This window comes from Bacillus sp. FJAT-45350 (assembly GCF_002335805.1).
In the GTDB taxonomy this organism is placed as follows: Bacteria; Bacillota; Bacilli; order Bacillales; family NISU01; genus FJAT-45350.
This window is the reverse complement of record NZ_NISU01000004.1, coordinates 40,688-60,488: the sequence shown is the minus strand read 5'-3', so window position 1 is coordinate 60,488 and position 19,801 is coordinate 40,688. Positions and strand designations below refer to the sequence as shown.

20 protein-coding genes are annotated in these 19,801 nt (G+C 38.0%); 8 read left to right on the top strand and 12 right to left on the bottom strand.

The window, feature by feature from the left end:
• Window positions 1-344 (bottom strand): DUF4372 domain-containing protein (locus tag CD003_RS20800; protein WP_142302912.1); only part of this gene is annotated, 344 nt, incomplete at its 3' end.
• A 204-nt stretch (window positions 345-548) separates the two neighbouring features.
• Here CD003_RS20800 and CD003_RS20795 point away from each other — a divergent pair.
• The 3 genes from CD003_RS20795 to CD003_RS20785 all read left to right on the top strand — a co-directional run bounded on the left by CD003_RS20795 (window position 549) and on the right by CD003_RS20785 (window position 3,145).
• On the top strand, window positions 549-1,091 hold the full coding sequence (locus tag CD003_RS20795; protein WP_096203181.1) for a hypothetical protein: 543 nt from the start codon (window positions 549-551) through the stop codon (window positions 1,089-1,091).
• A gap of 217 nt (window positions 1,092-1,308) precedes the next feature.
• Entirely contained in the window at window positions 1,309-1,836 is a 528-nt protein-coding gene (locus CD003_RS20790; RefSeq protein ID WP_179295664.1) for an RNA polymerase sigma factor, read from the top strand.
• Window positions 1,826-3,145, top strand: coding sequence for a DUF4179 domain-containing protein (locus CD003_RS20785; RefSeq protein ID WP_096203179.1), 1,320 nt, complete (start codon window positions 1,826-1,828; stop codon window positions 3,143-3,145). The genes CD003_RS20790 and CD003_RS20785 overlap by 11 nt, the downstream gene beginning before the upstream one ends.
• 159 nt (window positions 3,146-3,304) lie before the next feature.
• On the opposite strand, the gene CD003_RS20780 is transcribed toward CD003_RS20785, so the two are convergent.
• Entirely contained in the window at window positions 3,305-4,543 is a 1,239-nt protein-coding gene (locus CD003_RS20780; RefSeq protein WP_096203178.1) for an IS110 family transposase, read from the bottom strand.
• A 331-nt stretch (window positions 4,544-4,874) separates the two neighbouring features.
• Here CD003_RS20780 and CD003_RS20775 point away from each other — a divergent pair, with 331 nt between their 5' ends.
• Entirely contained in the window at window positions 4,875-5,369 is a 495-nt protein-coding gene (locus CD003_RS20775; RefSeq protein WP_096203177.1) for a DUF3139 domain-containing protein, read from the top strand.
• Window positions 5,370-5,533: 164 nt separating this feature from the next.
• On the top strand, window positions 5,534-5,917 hold the full coding sequence (locus CD003_RS22790) for a DUF4181 domain-containing protein (protein WP_096203176.1): 384 nt from the start codon (window positions 5,534-5,536) through the stop codon (window positions 5,915-5,917).
• Between the two features lie 336 nt (window positions 5,918-6,253).
• Here the strand turns inward: CD003_RS22790 and CD003_RS20765 are convergent, their stop codons facing one another.
• The 9 genes from CD003_RS20765 to CD003_RS20725 all read right to left on the bottom strand — a co-directional run bounded on the left by CD003_RS20765 (window position 6,254) and on the right by CD003_RS20725 (window position 15,000).
• The gene (locus CD003_RS20765) at window positions 6,254-6,970 is read right to left on the bottom strand and encodes a haloacid dehalogenase type II (RefSeq protein WP_096203175.1); all 717 of its coding nucleotides are present in this window, start codon (window positions 6,968-6,970) and stop codon (window positions 6,254-6,256) included.
• Between the two features lie 20 nt (window positions 6,971-6,990).
• Window positions 6,991-7,974, bottom strand: a complete 984-nt coding sequence (locus tag CD003_RS20760) for a quinone oxidoreductase family protein (protein ID WP_096203174.1) — start codon at window positions 7,972-7,974, stop codon at window positions 6,991-6,993.
• Window positions 7,975-8,012: 38 nt separating this feature from the next.
• Window positions 8,013-8,945 carry a malonate decarboxylase subunit epsilon gene (mdcH, locus tag CD003_RS20755; RefSeq protein WP_096203173.1) on the bottom strand — a complete coding sequence of 311 codons (933 nt, stop codon included), beginning with the start codon at window positions 8,943-8,945 and terminating at the stop codon, window positions 8,013-8,015.
• Window positions 8,942-9,589 (bottom strand): malonate decarboxylase holo-ACP synthase, encoded by a 648-nt coding sequence (locus tag CD003_RS20750; RefSeq protein ID WP_096203172.1) that lies wholly within the window; start codon window positions 9,587-9,589, stop codon window positions 8,942-8,944. The genes mdcH and CD003_RS20750 overlap by 4 nt, the downstream gene beginning before the upstream one ends.
• Window positions 9,580-11,298: a biotin-independent malonate decarboxylase subunit beta gene (locus CD003_RS20745; protein WP_096203171.1), complete on the bottom strand. Its 1,719-nt coding sequence runs from the start codon at window positions 11,296-11,298 to the stop codon at window positions 9,580-9,582. Before CD003_RS20745 ends, CD003_RS20750 begins: the two co-directional genes overlap by 10 nt.
• On the bottom strand, window positions 11,291-11,587 hold the full coding sequence (locus CD003_RS20740) for a malonate decarboxylase subunit delta (RefSeq protein WP_096203170.1): 297 nt from the start codon (window positions 11,585-11,587) through the stop codon (window positions 11,291-11,293). The genes CD003_RS20745 and CD003_RS20740 overlap by 8 nt, the downstream gene beginning before the upstream one ends.
• A 19-nt stretch (window positions 11,588-11,606) precedes the next feature.
• Entirely contained in the window at window positions 11,607-12,497 is an 891-nt protein-coding gene (locus CD003_RS20735; RefSeq protein WP_096203169.1) for a triphosphoribosyl-dephospho-CoA synthase, read from the bottom strand.
• 12 nt (window positions 12,498-12,509) lie between these two features.
• Complete coding sequence (mdcA, locus tag CD003_RS20730) at window positions 12,510-14,171, bottom strand: malonate decarboxylase subunit alpha (protein WP_096203168.1); 1,662 nt, start codon at window positions 14,169-14,171, stop codon at window positions 12,510-12,512.
• 181 nt (window positions 14,172-14,352) lie between these two features.
• Window positions 14,353-15,000 carry a GntR family transcriptional regulator gene (locus CD003_RS20725; RefSeq protein WP_096203167.1) on the bottom strand — a complete coding sequence of 216 codons (648 nt, stop codon included), beginning with the start codon at window positions 14,998-15,000 and terminating at the stop codon, window positions 14,353-14,355.
• 389 nt (window positions 15,001-15,389) lie between these two features.
• On the opposite strand from CD003_RS20725, the gene CD003_RS20720 reads away from it, so the two are divergent.
• From CD003_RS20720 to CD003_RS20710, 3 genes are all read left to right on the top strand, one after another.
• A complete protein-coding gene (locus CD003_RS20720) occupies window positions 15,390-16,523 on the top strand; it encodes a tripartite tricarboxylate transporter substrate binding protein (RefSeq protein ID WP_096203166.1) in 1,134 nt (377 codons plus the stop codon).
• Window positions 16,524-16,627: 104 nt separating this feature from the next.
• Window positions 16,628-17,152 carry a tripartite tricarboxylate transporter TctB family protein gene (locus CD003_RS20715; protein ID WP_096203165.1) on the top strand — a complete coding sequence of 175 codons (525 nt, stop codon included), beginning with the start codon at window positions 16,628-16,630 and terminating at the stop codon, window positions 17,150-17,152.
• Between the two features lie 26 nt (window positions 17,153-17,178).
• Window positions 17,179-18,702, top strand: a complete 1,524-nt coding sequence (locus tag CD003_RS20710) for a tripartite tricarboxylate transporter permease (protein WP_096203164.1) — start codon at window positions 17,179-17,181, stop codon at window positions 18,700-18,702.
• Between the two features lie 60 nt (window positions 18,703-18,762).
• Here the strand turns inward: CD003_RS20710 and CD003_RS20705 are convergent, their stop codons facing one another.
• Window positions 18,763-19,584, bottom strand: a complete 822-nt coding sequence (locus CD003_RS20705) for a sulfite exporter TauE/SafE family protein (RefSeq protein ID WP_096203163.1) — start codon at window positions 19,582-19,584, stop codon at window positions 18,763-18,765.
• Window positions 19,585-19,801: the final 217 nt, after the last annotated feature.

Here is a 19,801-nt window from a genome sequence, read left to right as displayed (position 1 = left end):
TTTGTAGGGTGTGTTTTGACATGAATTTGTGCTACTAGATCTAAGAAAAGCTTTTGAAATAAGTCAGGATTCATATTATTTAATCGCCGTGATAGCTGAGAGATACTGATAGAATCTAGGTTAACTTCTTTTTGCAGCTTGTCATCAAAAAGACTATCGCCCAGTGCATGAAGACTTTCGATTTCTTGAAGTTGTGCAAAAAGAAGTAATTTTAGAAATGATTCGGTCGTTAACTTTTTTGTATAGTAATCTAATTTCAACGTTTTCACGTTTTCTTCAAATAATTGAAGGTTAATGGGTGAAAACCATTGTCCAAATGAAGTTTTTCGTGTAATCTTGTCCATAGTGTGAGTCCTTTTTTAGTGGATTTGGACGGGTTACCACCTGACTTATCCATTATAAAGGACTTTTTCTGTGCGTAAAATGAGATTATTGAAGATTTTGAGTCTTTTTAATATTTGAAATTAATTAATGCAACACTAGTGCTAATATATAGTTTTAATATTTTATGGTTGATTAGTTACATTGTTCTTAGGAGGTTATTTGTTTTGCGGAACCTATTACTATTATCAATATTTCTACTTATTCTTATTGGATGCTCTACACAGACATTTAATAATGAGGATGTAATTGCTGTTTTTAATGGTGAAGAAATTAAAGCACAAGATGTCCTTAAAGTAAATTCCTTAGAAAAGAATTATATTATTAATTATTTGAAAGATGAAATTATAGTTTATGAAGCACAGGAGTTAGGAATAAAAATTACTGATGCAGAAATTGAAGAATACAAACGTACTGTCTTCCCAAGTTATGATTTAATGGAAACTCATGAGTTCTTAGAGACGATTGGATATACAGAATTTGTTGAACAACAAGCTACAAAGTTAGGTATTACAGAGAAAGAGTATTTTGAGACTTGGTTTCACGAAAGGTATAAAAGGTCAGCATATAGAGAGAAGTATCTTGAACAAAAGTTTGGAGAGCCAAATGTCGATGAATTTGATGAGTGGGCTGAAAAAGTTGCGGAACATACAAATACGCTATTTAATGATTATCAAGCTAATGAAAAGTTAATAATCTTATTCAATTAACGGATTGCGTTTCTGCAACAAATAGGAACGCTTTTTGATTAACGGGCAGAATCCTAAAAGAAGGAAAATATATTTTGTTAGTTGAAATCTTAAAAGATGTGACCGAAAAACAGGGATTTGATTCCTTGTTTTATTTTTTTGAAAAAAATGAAACAAATTAAAGCCAAATGATATTTGAATCTGTCTAATAGATGAAAAACCAAAAAAGAAAGGGTGAATTTCAATTATCCAATTAGTCAAAAAAGCCCAAAAAGGAGACGATAAAGCCTTCTTGAAAATTTTTCAAAAATATGAACAAGATATTTATCGAATGGCTTATGTATATGTAAAAAACAAGCACGATGCATTAGATGTCGTGCAAGAAGTAGCGTATCGCTCATTTGCCAAAATAGAAACATTAAAAAATCCTGAGTATTTTAAAACTTGGTTAATGAAAATTACAATTAGTTGTTCTATTGACTGTATAAGGAAAAACCAAAAGGTAGTTCAATTAAAGCCAGAGTATGAGGAGTTTATCCCTTCAGAGAGTGAGGATATTCCTCTTTCAATATCGCTCCAACACTTATTAGAATCATTAAACGAAGATGAAAAAGGTGTCATCATTTTAAGGTTCTATAAGGGATATTCCTTTAAGGAAATTAGCGAGTTATTAAACATACCACTAGGTACAGCCAAAACGATTTTATATCGTTCGTTAGAAAAACTTCGGAAAAAAGCTAAGGGGGCTGATATTTGTGAAAAATAATATTAAAGAGGAAATAGAAAGAATAGAGATTCCAGAAGAATTAAACGAAAGGTCAAGACTTGGTATATTACAGGCAAAATCAGAAAAGCCCAAACGAAAACTTAAAAAAGTTGCTCTATCATTAGTTGCTTCGACGGTTATTTTGTTTTCAGCTGGTGTAGGTGCTGCACATATTCCTAGCTTTAATAATTTAGTATCTAATGTGAATCCAGAATTGGCATTGATGCTTCAGCCGATTGAAAAAAGCAGTGAGAGTAATGGAATTAGAACAGAGGTAGTCGGAGCAATGAGCGATAATGAAATGGCTGTTATCTATATTACATTCCAAGATTTAACTGGCAGTAGAATCAATGAAACACTAGATATTTATGATTACTCTTTGACTGGTGCTCAAATGTTTAACAGTCAGATTATTGATTTTGATGAAGTGACAAATACTGCCACACTTAGAATTCAAGCAAATGGTGGTAAGGGACTTAGTGATAGTAAAGTTAATTTTCGTATAGATTCTTTTTTAAGCCATAAAGAAACATTCGAACAGTCAGTTAATGCGAATATTACGGAATTAATAAGTATTGTTAATGAAACAATTTCTCTTGATATGAACAATATTCCAGGTGGTGGTGGAACATTATATCATCAACTATCCAAAGAAGGTAACGTGCAGGTTTTAAAACCTAATCAAAATATCCTATCACTACCAGGAATCGACTTTATGCATATCTCTAATGTTGGTATTATAGATAACCGTCTCCATATCCAAGCTAATTGGACGGAGAATGGTATGGATGACCACGGTTATTTTTACTTTATTGATAAAAATGGTAATGAAGTCCATCCTTCTAATATTTATTTTGGAACAGATGATTCAGGTGTAACAAACTATGGTAGAGAATTTACTGAATACATTTTTAGCAAAGACAATATTGATTTAGAAAACGATAAGTTAATGGGTTATTTTGTATCAAGTGAGAAATTTATAACTGGTAACTGGAGCACCACATTTAGAATGCCGACGACGGGAGAAGAGAAAAGAATTGAATTTAATCAAGAATTTGGAACATGGACTTCCGATACGGTGTCAATTTCTCCTCTAGGTGTAACTATATATGGGAATGGTGATTTTAATCGTTCAAGTAAGATTGAAGTAAATGCTACAATTACTGACGGCAGTTCTCTAACTTTTGATTCAATTAGAAGTCTTAGCGAAAATGATAAGATTACGGTTAAATTCTTACCTGATAGGATATTAGATATCTCCAAAATACAATCAGTAACTATTGATGGTATAGATATCTTTAATGAATGATTAGTAGGGTAGCTTGTTGTGCTAAACCAGCTAATAGTTTGTCAACATTTTTCAATAAAAAATTTAAAACAAGCATGATATACTAAAAATGAACACGCCAAATAACCTTCCATGACACTCCTTTTGGAAGGTTTTGTTGTATTTTGTTAGATATAGTTTTTACGCTATATCATGGAAAGTAGTCTTGTTTCTTAGTAAGGCATAAATCCAATGTAAGAGTTTATTTACACAGGCAATAACGGCTACTCTAAATGGCTTTCCTTCTTCACGTTTCTTATCATAAAACTCTCTAAGTCTTTTGTTTCGTGGAATGATCTCATCAGTGGTTTTCTTTTTGCGTGCATCTCGAATTCCACTTCGAACAGCCATATACAAGGCGTGTCGTAGTCTACAAGAACCTCTTTTGGTTATTCGGTTCACAGAGGCAGTGAATCTACCTGAAGAATACACACTAGGATCTACTCCAGCAAATGCGACAAGCTTTTTGGCATGACTAAACCGATCTATCTCTCCAATCTCGGAAATAATCGTTGCAGCGATTTTTTCACCGATACCAGGGATGGTCTGGAGAATCTTATATTCTTCGATTTCTTGTGCGAGAGCATCTATTTCAGTGGCAATCTTAGATAGGTGCTCTTGATATTGAAGAACAATATCTATTAATACATTGAGATTGAAAACATGACTATCATACATATTCTTTTGAAACGGATTGCGTTTGGCTGCTTCTATTAGCTTTTCTGCCTTTTCTCCAGCCCATTTATCAGACCGTCTGGTACATAATGAAGCTATCTTTTCTGTTAACTCTCTTTCGCTAACACCTAATACGGACTCGGAAGTAGGAAATACAGATAAAGTTAATAGCGAAACTCTAGAGTATAAATCACCAAAGACACCTCTATACTCTGGAAATATTTGATCCAACAGAGTGTGCAATTGAACCTTAGTCTGAGCAGCTACTTCTGTAATACTCTCTTGTTGTCTTGTTAGGTTACGAAGGTTTAAGAGTTGTATGCCCCTTTTTTTATAAGGCTCTAATTCTTCTTTATAAAAGAGCTCACAAAGGTGATAAGCATCTATTGCATCAGTTTTTACTTTTCGTAAACTTGAACTTTTCGCTCTATGGGAAATTAGAGGGTTTACAATGATATAGACGTATTTTTTCTCCTCTAAAAATTGAATTACGGGAGAATGATAGTGACCAGTTGACTCTAAAATAACCGTAGGTTGTTGTCCTTTAGCCATTTTTTCTACTTCTTGTAGAAAGATTAATAATGTTCCTAAACCATCAAGATCATGAACAACACTAAAGCTCTTACGATAAGGTTTCCCCTTATCTAAAAATGCCTGTACTTGACTTTCTCCTTTAGCTACATCCAGACCAACGACTGGATTCATATATAAATCTCCTCCTTAGAAAATACAAATTAGTCGGTAACCCCTAACGCTTCTTGTAATATCATAGGTTCGCTTGTTAAACGGGATCTTTTTGTCCCAACCAGCCTGAAACATGTTTATACAAGTAGGGGGTGAACAGTTTAGCTGACGGGATCGAATCCCACGGAAGCTGCGTTCTACCCCGACTACCGTTATAATAAGACCATATAGAAAAAGGTCAACCAGAAATATCTGGCTAACCTTATATTACGAACGGGGGCGATAGCTGAAAAAGGTTAACGCCTTTCTCTTATTGAAGTTACGAGGTTAATGAAAGAAATGAGGTGACTGAGTGAAGATAAAAGCGATTGTTATTATTCTCTTTTTATTATCTATGTTATTTCTTTTAAGATTTTATAATGAGAAAATTGTTCCACATACACATTATTTCGAGGTTAATATTGCTTATTTAACAGTGGTTATTACTGTAATTTTATTTATGGTTACCTTGTTCTTAAGTAAAGAGCATAAGGTTCTATTAAGCATATTTATTACTATTTTTCTTATCGTACTACTATTTGGAATTAGCTTTTGGGGTGTCCGTCCTTATCATATTATTTATGAAGAAGTTCCTAAAAGAATGGAATTATTAGAGTCATATTTAGAGAATAATTATCCAGATAGGACTTGGGAAGTCAAAAAAAGTGATTTTACTTTTGATAGTCACTACTTGATGTTAGTAACATTTGATGATGAGCCAGATACAATATATCGTTACTTAATGAGTGACGAGGTAATAAAAGGAGAAAAAGAATTGAAAAGTAGTGGTAGCAGAAGCCCTAACTAACAACTCCTGAAATTGTAATTAAATTTTGTTATTTAAAAAACGGGGGCGTTTCTGCAACAAGCGGAGACGCTTTTTACATTTCTATCCCAAATAAAAGGGAATTAGTGTTAGCATTAAAATAGAGTATAAAAGCTTGAAGAATTTGGGAAGAAGAGTTGAAAAGTATGTACGGGGGGAAGTACCTAATGTACGATGTAATATTATTATTCACAGCTTTAGGAATGTGGCTCCTATTTGAGAAAGTCATAAAGAGAAAGTTTCAAATGGAGGACGATAAGATTTCAGAAACCAATAGAGGTTATGAGATATACGTGTATGGTAATTGGACCATTGTAATACTCGTAATTGCTTATTTTTTCATTATATTAAATTGGTGGTCGGACTATTATAATGGATGGTTGTCTTTCTTTATAATTGTTACTATTGTAAATGGTTTTGAAGCATTAATGAAACGTATATACCTTAATCACTCTAAAGCGTATCTTGTTCCACTTATTTTTTTAATACCTTGGTATATATCTATAATGTTCTTATCTATATTTTTATAGAAAAAATATAGTTAGTTCCAAGTTGTTGTCACTTATCTTATTCAATTAACGGGGCGTTTGATTAAATCTTTGTTGTAATTTTGCTTAACGTTTCATTTTCCTGATTGTACCCCAGTAAAGACTGATCCTATAACAAGGATCTTTAACTAAATACGCAACATTTACACAACTAATATTCCAACCAAGGAAGAAACGTAGAAATAAACGTTTCTTCCTTTTAATTTTATTCAAAAAAATAACACATGCGAACAAGGCATGTGTCCAAGTTATATATTAAGGGGGGAATACCTAGATTATCTAGCCTCAGTCACGAGGATAGAGTAAAAGAGAATGATATCAAGCACCAACTTGTTTCGCTAAATCGATGATATCATTCGCGATAACATCATACGATTCAGTTGGCCTGAGATCCGGTATGGCATCATGGCCATATTCCAATGGTCTAAGAATATAGGCTGTTTTCATACCGAGTTCCTTTGCGGCTTGTAAATCGTATTGATGTGCAGCAACCATCATCACTTGATGAGGTTGTAAATCAAATAACTCAATAGCCATCTTATATACATTAGGTTCAGGTTTGTAGCTTCTAATTAGCTCCGGAGATAATATCAAGTCCCATGGTAATCCACTATGCTTCGCCATGTTTGTTAGTAGCGAGATATTTCCGTTTGATAATGGACTAATAATAAATTTTTGCTTCAACCGATGAAGTCCAGCGACAGTGTCATTCCACGGTTCCAAACGATGCCAGACTTTATTTAGATGATCGATCTCATCTTCTGAAAAACACTCAATCTCAAACTCATTCAATAAGTTCTTCAATACTAATCTATGCAACTGGTCTAAGTTCATCCACGGTAGCTCTCCTCGTAATACACGGTCCATACTAGGGCGATAGCGTCCACGCCACTCGTCGATAAACTTTGGCCAATTAATATTAATATTTTTACTCTTATTCCATTGCTCCCCTTCTTTAATGACCGTTGTTCGGTAGTCTACGAGTGTTCCAAAGACATCAAATAAAAGTAGTTTACAACCAGATAGATGACTCATAAAAGGTACCATCCTATTAATTAGTTTTGTACATCTAAAATAATCTTTCCTCTACTTTGTCTACTTTCTATTAACTCATGTGCTTTTGCCACTTCTTCTAACGGATATCGCTGACTGATGTTTAGCTTCAATTTATCTTCCGCTAGATAAGAAAGCACTCTACTAGCCGTCTCTTTTAAAAGTAACGGTCGTTTATGAATTGTCGTTCCTAAACTGTATCCTAAAATAGAACGACAACTTGAGTGTAAATCCGTCGTTTTAAACTGACCTGCCCTACCACCAGCAGAACCAAAGTTAACCAATCTTCCATACATTGATAGACAGTTCATATTTCTATCTGATAAATCTCCGGCTATTGAATCTAGAATCACATTAGCACCTTCACCTTTAGTTATCTCATTTACAATTTCATCAAATGGTTCTTCCTCATAGCAAATGACATGATCAGCACCAGCTTCTCTGGCGTATGTCATCTTCTCTTTGCTTCCTACTGTTCCAATCACACAACCAGCCCCTAGTATTTTAGCTAGTTGAATAGATGTTGTGCCGATCCCTCCTGCAGCTGCATGAATCACTACGGTTTCCCCTTTTTCTAGTTGAGCTAGGTTTGCTAGGAGATGATAGGACGTAAAGGAAACGACCGGACAAGCAGCGGCTGTGTCTACTTCTACATTGTCTGGAACTACAAATGCAAGTTCCTTATCTACTGCAATATACTCTGCATAGGACCCGTTTTTAGGAAAAGCGATGACTCGTTGTCCTACAGTAAACTGCTCAACCTCTGATCCCATTTCCTCTATAATCCCAACAGCATCTAATCCCGGAATAAAGGGAGGCTTCCCGAATCCATGATATTTACCATACCTAGCTTTAATATCTGCAAAGTTGACACTCGTTTTCTCCACACGAACGAGTATTTGATTTGAACGGATCGTTGGCTTATCAATTGTTTGATAAGTCAATACGTCGGTTCCTCCAAATTCATGAATAACCACTGCTTTCATTAGAAGGTCCTCCTATTGAATAGATTCTAGTCTCACTATCATTCATTTTCCTGTTCACGTTGTGCCAATAACAATGCTGAATCCAATCCACTAGTAGTCACTGAAATGGCTCGTGCATCTAGAAAAGCTTGCGAGGCAAGGTCCGTTAGTACTTGACCCGGGGGCATTTCGAGAAATAATCGCCCCCCAAGCTCATAACACACTCTAGTTGCTTCATGCCATTGAACAGAGTTAGCGACACTTAATGCTAAGTCATTCCGGATTGCCTCCCCATCTCTCAAGGGACGAGCATTGCAATTCGCTATATACGGAACGGTTGGAGATGAAATCTCGATGTTTCTTAATGCTACATCAAGCTTCACGGAAACATCTTCAAGTAGTGGACAATGTGAAGGAACATTGACCTGTAACATTTGTACTTTTCTTGCACCAGATGATTGAGCCAATGCAAGAACAGACTCAATTCCCCTTTTTGTTCCTGATATTGTGATCTGAGTTGGAGAATTTATATTTGCTAAATAGACAGGTGTCTCTTTTGTAGTAACTTGCTCGATAATCGATTTTACTTGTTGTTTTGTCAGTCCTAAGACCACTCCCATCCCGTATCCATCTGGATAAGCAGCTTCCATTAATTGACCACGTAAGTTCACTAAGTGCAGGGCATCTTCAAAGGGAATGACGCCTGCCGTTACAGCTGCAGCGAATGCACCGACAGAGTGACCTGCGACCATACTTGGCTTAGCTCCGTCTTCTATCAATGCACGCCCCACCGCAACACTAGAGATAAAGATTGAAAGTTGAACAGCTCGAGTAGACTTCAGAGACTCTTCATTATCGAATCTGAATATATCAGTACCTAATAGACTAGTTGCTTCATCTAGAACACTTGTAACCCGGCGATGCTTAGGTAATTCTTGAAGCATCCCCGAATACTGTGAACCTTGACCAGGAAACAAAAATACGATACTCACGTTATCCCTCCTACCGCAACATCACGACACCACGGGTTCGTAACTAAGAGAGGACCAGTCATTGTCTTCAGCAATACAGGATTAACCCCACGTGCGTATTCAGCTAGGGATACAGCCCCTACTCCTGTATCTAATTGTACATCTATTTGAACAGGTAGTTTAGAGAGAGCCTCGACTGTTGCTTTTGCCTTTTTAACCTCTATAGGCTCATCTGCTCGAATGACTATATCTAAGTCACTTGATTCTCTGGCAGCGGAAATACCACTGATCAGTTCAAACCCTACACTACCAGCTGGACCCCATGTACACCCTTGTTTTATCATTAGATTATTAACTTCTTCTAAAACACGAATTGCATTAATCTCTTCGCCCCTTGTAGACGTAGACCACACACGCTCCTTACTTATTTGTTCAGGTGTAACATAGGTTGCGACAGCATCCATAGGAAGAAACGCGGCAAACCTCTCACTACGAGTTTTTCCCCGAACTCCTATTGGAATCATGCCGTCATACCAACTAGAACGACGAACCACTACCCACGGTGCCTCCATTAAAGCATCATTAACCCATGATGGACGTTCTCCATGATTAATAAGAGCATTCAGATTTTTTATTTTTACTAAATCATGTGGTTTTAGTTCCATTGTTCCTTTACCTTCTCACGTACTTTAATAGAAGCTTTTCGATTCGCTTGTGCCTCTTCTGAATGCAAGCGATGACGTAAATCACGAGTTGAGGAAGCGCGTGCGGTTTTTATTTCATTTACTAGTTCATTTGAGACGTTAGCAACATCATTCTCATTTGGGGAATCTGCGTCAATTCCTTCTAATACTCGGTTCACTGCACCTAATGTTGTAAATGAACCAATATCATACGCTGTCGCAGGTACTTTCTTTGCGGCTTCTTCCAACTCTGCAATCGTCCGTCTTGTAACTCTTGCGGCAGATTTCTTTGACATAACCTGCACCATCACACCAGGATCATCTAATGCAATGATTCGATTGGACTGCAATCCGTGTGCAAGGAACGCACCCGATATCGCATTTCCTACGATAAGCGTGATTACTGGGTGACCTTCCAACCTTGCAGTCGCATAGGCATCTAGCGCAGCGGCACATGATAAATTCACACCTAGTAATTCTTCATGAAATCCATATGCTTGACTTGGTACATCAACGATAGCAATAATTGCACGCTTTGTTTCACTATCCGCATCTTCCTCGACCGCTTCACGTACATACTTGGCTACCATCCAGCCCTCTTCTAAGCCTACTTCACCATTTCGCGCTCGGTAAAAGCGACTAGAACTGTTTGGGACGACAGAAATGTATCGAACACGCTCATCATCAAGTACTGAATCACTGCATAGAACGGAAGGAACGGTCACATCTGTTACTTCTCTCGTTTGCATGAGTGCTTCGATCCATGTTCGTCCTCGGCTTTCTTCCCGTTCAATCGGTATGTCTACATAAGCAGAACGAATTGATTCTAATGAGATATTTTCCTTATTAAAGTATTGATTCCAATCTCTACGTAACGTTGGACCATCAAGAGTCAGTTTCGAACTATCAATCGAGCCAAGCATAGCTAAGTATTGATTGACTTGTGAACAACGGTGATTATCTGTTAAACCACGCTCAAATACTTCATAAATTGATTGTTTAATAGAAAATAAATCATCTTCAACTAAAATGTCCGCAAAGTCCGTAGAACAACGTTGTTCTCCACCTACACTTTTCCAAATCCGCTCTCGATCACGAGAATCAAGCTCTACCACACCTGCTTCCATTTCAATAACCTCTGGACCATTAAGTGAAAGTCGCCCTTGCCTTGTCATGATGATATCGCTACAAAGGGAAGCGCAGATTGACATACCGCCAAAGCAGCCGATCATACCTGGGATGACGCAGACAACAGGGACATATCTACGCAGTGCTACAATTGCTGCTCCAATTTCAGCAATTGCAAGTAACCCATAGTTCCCTTCTTGAAGTCTAACCCCACCCGTTTCCAACACTAGCACAGCACGAGTTCGGATTCCGTTTTCATTATCTCGAAGGGCCAGCTCTAAAGCACCTGCAATTTTCGCTCCAGATACTTCTCCAATTCCCCCACCTTGAAATGCGCCCTCGATGGCAATTACAACTGCTGGTTCTCGATCAATTTTTCCTCTTCCGATGACAACACCATCATCACTTTGCGGGATAATCCCAAGTGACTCTAAATGAGGAGACTCCAACCGCTGAAATGGATCAAGGATTTCTCGAAATGTACCTGAATCAAGGATTTCTTTTACTCGTTCACGTGCAGAAAGTTCGATAAAACTTGTTACTGCTAAAATGTTTTCACTCATGAACAGCCACCTCCACAGCTTGCGCTAATCGTAATGATACAACCCCTGGTGTTGCCCCAAAATCATTGATTTCAACCTTAGCAGCAAAGTCATTCGTAGCAAAGAATCTCTCAAGAACAGCTTCCCATATTTCCTGAAAACCATTTACACTCGTTCTCACGAGTACTTCAGTCTGCTGATCCTCTAATGGTTCAAGTAAAATTTCTAAGTCGCCTGATCCTACAACACCTACATATGCCTGACGAGAAAGTGTTTTGGTTGCTTTATATTGAAACGATAACTTTTCCATCCTTTCACACCTCCAAAATTTACGTTCTATTCTCTACTTGTAAGACACGTTCACTGTACACTCGGACATGACGAACACTATCAATGAAAAGAGCCGCCGCTAATAGGTCTGCACTTCCACCTGGTGAAGCATTATAGGATAGCAAATCGTTGTCTAGCTTTTGATAGGCCATAAACCCACTAGGAGTTGACGACCCTCCTCTTTCTAATACAGTGGTTGCTCCCCTTTTTGCTACTTCCAACGCTTCTGGCCCACCACGATGCAGTATGCACGTATCATCAAGGCTTCCTATGACGGCTAGTAAGGCATCAAGTCTTGCATAAGTTTCAGGAACACCTAGATTACGAGCTTTGTAGAGTGCAGGTAGTGCTTCATGAATCACATGTGGGAATCCAAGATTTGCTTCCCCTCTGGCTCCAATTGCTCCATATTGTTTTTTTACCCGTAATCCATTTGATTGTTGAACAGGCGCAAATCGGTCCTCGAAACGAGAGAGCTTCCCTGCAACGTCTGCAATTTCCTTGGCAGCCGTTCCAGGTTCACTCATCGCTGTAGCTGAGACTAGTAATCCTAACGCCCAAATTCCACCTCGATGCGTGTTCACGCCGTCAGTCGCCTCTAACATGTTCTTTTCACCCTCACGACCAATCATCGCTATTTCTTCCCGAAGCTCCTGACTTACCGTTCTTTTATAAGAGACTCTAGCAATCTCAGCAAATGTTGGATGTAATACATTTGCTGAAAGTCGCATGAGTTCAACAGATAGGTCATCATGGGCACCCGTGTTTTCCATATCCACTAAAGCCGGTTTTGGAGTAAGTTCTGCCTCTTCAATAAGAGCTGTAACTGCTAAGTCTGCAAGTAATTTTGAGTAGTTATTTTCAGTAACCCATAGATTGTGTAGTTGCAAATAAACCCCTCCTTACCAGCTTCTGAATTTTGCAGGTGGTTGATAAAGACCTCCTGACCAACGTACAAGATCATCGATACTTTTCGCTGCGAGCAATGAACGCTTCGCATCTGTTCGTCTAATCCCAAGATCTTCTGGAAAAGCAACCAGCCCATCTTTTCTTAGTTGTTCGGTCTGACTAGGGTCGTGAGTTCTTCCAACTGGACTCACCCCAGCAACCGCGGCAATTGCACGCTTTCGTTCCTCTTTATCACGTGCTTTATAAAGATAAGCAATTCCCTCTTCTGTGACGACATGCGTAACATCTTCACCGTAAATCATGACAGGTGCTATTGGTAGATTCGCATCTTGACCAACTTTTACAGCATCTAACGACTCAACAAATGTTGGAACACCACCACTTTGGAAGGTTTCAACCATCTGAACAACTAATTTTCGCCCTCGAACAATTGGTCCATCCTCATTAATCATATTTAACCAAGCTGGAGTAGAATGACGACGTCCACGAGGATCGTGCCCCATATTTGGTGCTCCACCAAATCCAGCTAACCTTCCTGCAGTTACAGTTGATGAATTCCCTTCTGGATCTAGCTGTAGACTAGAACCTACAAACAAATCAACAGCATATTGTCCCGCTAACTGTGAAAGGGCACGGTTCGAGCGGAGGCTTCCATCAGGACCAGTGAAGAACACATCTGGACGTGCAGCGACGTAGTCTTCCATTCCTAACTCCCCGCCAAAAGCATTCACACTTTCCACCCAGCCACTTTCAATCGCAGGAATTAAAGTAGGGTGAGGATTGACTGACCAATTCGTACATATTTTTCCTTTCAACCCAAGTTGCTCACCGTACGTCGGTAGTAGCAATTCAATCGCTGCCGTGTTAAATCCTACACCGTGATTCAAAGATAGTACTCCGTGCTTTGCATAAATTCCCTTTATCACAAGCATCGCCATTAAAATTTGCGTTTCTGTTATATGTCTTGGATCTCTCGTAAAGAGTGGCTCCAATTGATATGGCTTATCTGCCACAACGATGACATCAATCCAAGAACCTGGAACATCAACCCGTGGTAGTTCATCAACGATTTCGTTAACCTGAACGATGACAATTCCATCATGGAACGCAGCCGATTCAATTAATGTCGGAGTTTCTTCTGTATTTGGTCCTGTATATAAATTCCCGTCTTTATCTGCCTTATCAGCAGCTACAAGGGCAACTCGAGGAATAAGATCAACAAACATTCGTGCATATAGCTCTAGATACGTATGAATCGCACCAACTTCTAACTTTCCGTCCTCTAACATTTGAGAGATACGTAAACTCTGTGGTCCTGCATATGCAAACTCTACTTTACTCCCAATGCCTTTTTCAAAGATATCTAGATGTTCCGGTCGAGAGATACTTGAAATAAGCATATGAAGATCATGGACCTTTTTAGGGGAGACCTTTGCTAATGCCTCAGAAAGAAATGTCGCTTGCTTTTGATTATTCCCCTCTAATACAACCCGGTCCCCAGGAGCAATGAGAACCTCAAGAGCTTCAACAATATTCTCTGTTCGTAAGACTCCTCCATCTAGTAATCCACTTATTTGCTCAATTCTCCTCTTCTTTTCTTCACGTCGTGTAGTCCAAGAGCGTTGCTGAGAGCTTTTCTTTAAAACTTTATTCATATTCGTTATCCTCCTCATAATTAGTAATTTAGAAGTAACATAGGAACGAAGTAAAATTCTGTTATTGTGGATTGTCGACAATTTAACGCAACACATATGTCCCTAAAAGTAGCTAACTATAAACTGACATAGCACAACAAAAAGAAAGCGCTTTCAATAAAAGGCCTCAAGTAGAGACCCTTTATTTAATTGCTCCACGAACTCGGAAAAATACTGCTTTATTATGAGAATTTAGTAGTGATTTTGCTTTTTCGATCTCTCCACCAATTAATAGCTCGATTAATTCTTCGTGCTCTTTAATGGAATTAGTAATCGAGTTCTCTGTCATAAAAGAAAGACCTTGTAATGAGATAAGAGGGCTGTATAGTTTAGAATATGCATTTAGAATCACTTCACTACCACTAGATAGAATTAAATGAAAGTGAAAATCATAATTTAATTTTGTATATTGATTTTTATCAATCCCTTCTTGTTTCATCTCAGCGACGATCTTTTTCATTTTCTTTACACATTGAAGCCTGTTTTCCGCTGTCATTCTTTCGATTGCCAGTTGCTCTAGCATATTTCTAATTTCTAAGATATCTCCAATATCTTCTGCGGAGAACCCTTTCACGACCGTACCTTTTCTAGGAATCTTTTCTGCATATCCTTCTAATGTTAATAAATAAAACGCTTCTCGTACTGGTGAACGACTCGTACCGAAACGTTCCGAATATTTCGTTTCTAGTAGTTTATCACCAGAAGCAAGTTTTCCTTGTACAATATCGTCTATTATACTTTGCTTAATAATATTCGGAAGTGCATATTCATCAACTTTACTTTTGTACATGGAGTCATCACCTTCTTTTTGTTTATTGTCGACACTGTAAATACTTAACTTAATTTTAACAACAAAAATTTTAATTTGTCAATTTAGAATTTTCTAAATATTTTAACATATTGTGTCTAATAACTACTTCCCTTCATAAATTGGCCTAGCAAAGAAAAAATTTAAATTACTTTTTATCCAAAATCTTGTTGACAAAGTAATATTTAGAATATTATGATTATTTTAAATTCAGATTGTCGACAATCCACAAACAACTTACCACCAAACTTGTAAGCGCTTCCACAATTCATTCAATCCAGGGGACATTCGACTACTTTATTAAGAAGAGGAGGTATTTGGTTACGTAAAGCTTAAATAGTTTCACAAAAATTTCTGGGGGTGTTCTTAATATGATGAAAAAAGCGTGGTTGGTTCCTATTTCAATGCTCTTATTTGCGATTTTACTAGCAGGATGTTCAACAGCAGAAAGTCAAGGCGGGAATGGTAGTGGAGATGGCCCAAGTAATGAAAACAACTTACCTCAAGAAGAAGTTATAGCTGAAATTGACCGAATTACTGCAGATATAAATAGTGGTGCAATAACTGAAGAAGAGGGCGTTGAACAACTTCAATCTGTTATTCCTAAGCCACATCGATATCCTTCTAGAAACATAGAGTATGTCATTGCTTGGGGTGAAGGTGGCGGTTCTGACCGTTATGCTCGTAGCATTTCAAGAGAAGCTGAAAAAATTATGGGTGTAAGACTAGTACCGAATAATATGCCTGGTGGAGCTGGTGAAGTTGCATTAGCTTATGCTTTATCTCAACCTTCTGATGGGTACACACTTTACGGAGCAATTACATCTCAAGTAATCAACGAAGCGCTAGGTGAGCAACCATATAGCTTTACAGAAGACACTACATTTATCATTCGAAACCAAGGCGCAACAGAAGTATTTTGGGTAAGAGACGATAGCGAGTTTGAAACGTGGGACGATGTAGTAGCAGCTGAGGAAAATAGCCCTGGATACGTGAAAATTACCGGAGTAGGTGGCATTGGAGATGACCAACTTCGTGTAAACGAGATAAATGAACAATTAGGTTTAAATATGACGTACATTCCTAGTAATGCGTCAGGTGAGCGTGTAGCTAGTTTACTTGGAGGTCACGTGCATATGCTTCATGAAACTGCTGGTGCAGTAGCTGACCTATATGCAGCAGGTGAAATTCGTCCAATACTAGTACCAAGCGATGAGCCGTTTGAAGGAATCGATGCACAAACGACAGGTGAATTAGGACTAAACATTTCTGTTGGTAGATGGAGAGGAACGAACGCACCTGGACAGCTTGAGCCAGAAGTTCAACAGTATTTGCATAATGTCTTTTATGCTGCATCAAACATGCCAGATTACTTACAGTATGAAGAAGAATCTTGGTTGCACATTGCCGATGGTTACTTAAACTCTGAGGATTATGAAAAATCTGCCAAGGAAGAAATGAACACTCTACAAACAATGCTTAAAGAAATGGGTTACCTAGAGTAAGAAATAGCTGAGTAAGGATTCTTCGTTAGACTTAGCGAAGAATCCTTACTTCCCCTAATTAAATTCTATCTATTAAATCTTGTTAAAATTAAAGGAGGAAAACTATGTTGATACGTTACCTTCACCGTTACGGCGAGATCATCGTCATTGCGTGCATCTTTTTAGTTGGATTATCCTTATTAATCGCTACTGACGATATCATCAAAATATCGGCAGAAAGGGCAGCTGGTGAACCTGCTGGTCCTAAATTTTGGCCTCTTTTAGTATTAACAGGATTGGTCCTTCTATCTGCTTTCGTACTAGTTAAAACGATTTTCGTTAAGAGACGTGAGAAAGTTAACAAACAAGCAGAAGATGAGTATCTACAAGACTTCTCTACTACTCGATTAATCTCTCTCATTGTAGGAATGTTTATCTACCTATATTTAATGCAATTTCTAGGATTCATCTTATCATCCTTACTATTCATCTACTTTGTCTGCACATTAATCAAAATCCCTCTTATCAAAAAGCTTATATTCACATTTGTTTCACTGGGAGTTTTCATCTTTCTCTTTGGAAAAATATTATATGTTCCTCTACCAAGGGGCATTGGAATACTGCGCGAACTTAGCTTTTTCTTTTATTAAATACGTAAAAAGAAGGAGGGACTACATTGGTCGAAAATCTATTATTAGGAGTTCAAATTGTCTTTCAACCTAACCACTTCTTAATGGTACTTCTAGGAGTAGTTTTAGGGATTATCTTTGGTACCGTTCCTGGATTAAGTGGTGTAACTGCTATCAGCTTATTAATTCCATTCACATATGTTATGGATCCTATTAGCGGATTCCTAGTAATGGTTGGGATTTACTGTGCTTCTGTTTATGGTGGTGGGATAAGTGCTATCTTATTCAATACCCCAGGTGATGCTCCTGCAGCAATAACGACATTAGACGGGTATCCACTCACTCAGAAAGGGCAGGCAAACAGGGCACTCGGCATGGCTGTCTTTGCCTCTCTCGTTGGTGGACTTTTTAGTACCATATTTTTAGCTCTATTAGCTCCTCAAGCCGCAAAAGTAGCCCTCACGTTTGGTGCGCCAGAGTATTTTGCACTAGGTGTATTAGGTTTAACTGTTGTTGCAAGTATTGATAATAAAAACCAAATCAAAGCACTAATTTCTGTTTTAATTGGATTATTCTTAGCTATTATCGGGTTAGATGTTGTAACAGGTGTCTCAAGATATACGTTCGGAACAAGCTTCTTACAAGCTGGGATTGATTTCATTCCTGCAATTATTGGGTTGTTCGCCTTATCAGAAGTACTTATGCGCTTCCATCAAAAGATTTTCAATAAGGAACTCCCTAAAGGAGACGGTGACATAAAAGGCTTCTCACTTCCTGAAAAGTCCGATATTAAAAAGGTGAGAAAGACACTCTTTCGCTCCAGTGTTCTCGGTTCGTTAGTCGGTGTGTTACCAGGTGCCGGTGCAACGATTGCCTCTTTCCTAGGGTACGGCTCTGCTATCCGTGCTTCTAAAGATAAAGACAGCTACGGAAAAGGAAACATTGACGGAGTAGCAGCTCCAGAAGCCGCAAATAATGCTGCTGTAGGTGGCGCAATGGTTCCATTATTAACACTTGGTATTCCAGGTGGCGCAGTAACAGCTGTTATCTTAAGTGCATTCTTAATTCATGGTCTAAAACCAGGTCCACTACTTTTCCAACAAAATCCGGACATTGTTTACTCCATGTTTGTAGGGATGTTTGTCGCAAACATTCTCATGGCCATCCTTGTATTAATTTCGATTAAATACATTGTAAAAATCCTGAGAGTACCTTATGAGTTCTTAGGTATTAGTATCTTAATGCTTTCCATACTAGGTACGTTTGCTATTAATAACCGCATGGGTGACGTATGGATCATGTTCTTCTTTGGAATTGTAGGTTTCTTCCTTAAGAAATACAACTTCTCAATCGCTGCAATTATCCTTGGTTTAGTACTTGGAGGAATTATTGAGAATGGCTTAAGACAAGGGCTTATGATGACAGATGGAAGTATCGTCGCATTCTTTGCACGTCCGATTAGTGGAACGATTCTAGTCTTTACAATTCTAGCTTTATTCGCACCTATCTTAAAAGGAATGTTAGAGAGACGAATTATGAATCGAAATAACAATAATAATTTCCCTGGTTAAACGAATAAAAGAAAGAACAAACAAAGGAAGAAACGTAGAAATAAACGTTTCTTCCTTTGTTTAGTTAATCGTTAATCCAATTCCCACAAAGAGTAAGACAAAACGAAAGATAGCTAATACATATTCTGCTTTCAATTTGTTATTGAGGTACGCACCAATTTTCGCCCCAAACCAAGCCCCTACAACTAGACAGCCCGCATACGTCCAATTGATATTACCTAATACCATATGAGTAATCGAACCTGTAATAGCTGATAGAAAGATGACCAACATTGACGTCGCAACCGCAATTCTAGTTGGAAAGTTAAATAACAAGATCATGACAGGAACCATTAACACGCCCCCACCTATTCCAAACAAACCAGCCAGGATACCGATACTAAATGAGATAACTAACATCACTGGCACATTATACCCATATGTCACTTCATCCCCGTTATCACCAATCGCTGTATAGAGAAAGGTTTTTCTTATAACAACAGGCTTCAAGTAATTACGTACCATCATTAAAATCGCAATACAGATAATGAAGATGCCAAAGTAGAGAGAGAATTGTTCTGATGAGAGAAAACGATTCAGCCACGCCCCCACAATCGCTCCCGGTCCACTACCGATAAAGAGCATCCATCCACTCTTGTAATCAACTGTTTTTTGTTTCAAGTAGGCGAAGGTCGATGATAGACCAATGACTAATATAACAAGTAGTGATGTACCGACAGCAACTTGAGGAGTAACCTCTGAGAATAAGGGGGAAATTGAAAACAGCCCTAAATATAATAGAGAAGGAACGATAACCATCCCCCCACCTATTCCAACTAGACTACCTAACATACCCGAAGCTAACCCAACAACAATTAAAATCAGGACGAATACGAGTAACATAGGTGACCTCCTTATATTTCATATTTTACAATGAAACATCACCTCACTTTTCTCTAGTTGTTTAAAAAATAATGCTATCTCTATTATCATATTTTAAAACAAGTAGTCTAATTCTTCTTTTAACGACTATGTTAGATTCCTAAAATTTCGAATAAACGTTTCTTCCAACCTTCTTTTATTCATACGTTTGTATATTTTCATAAAAAATAGCACATGC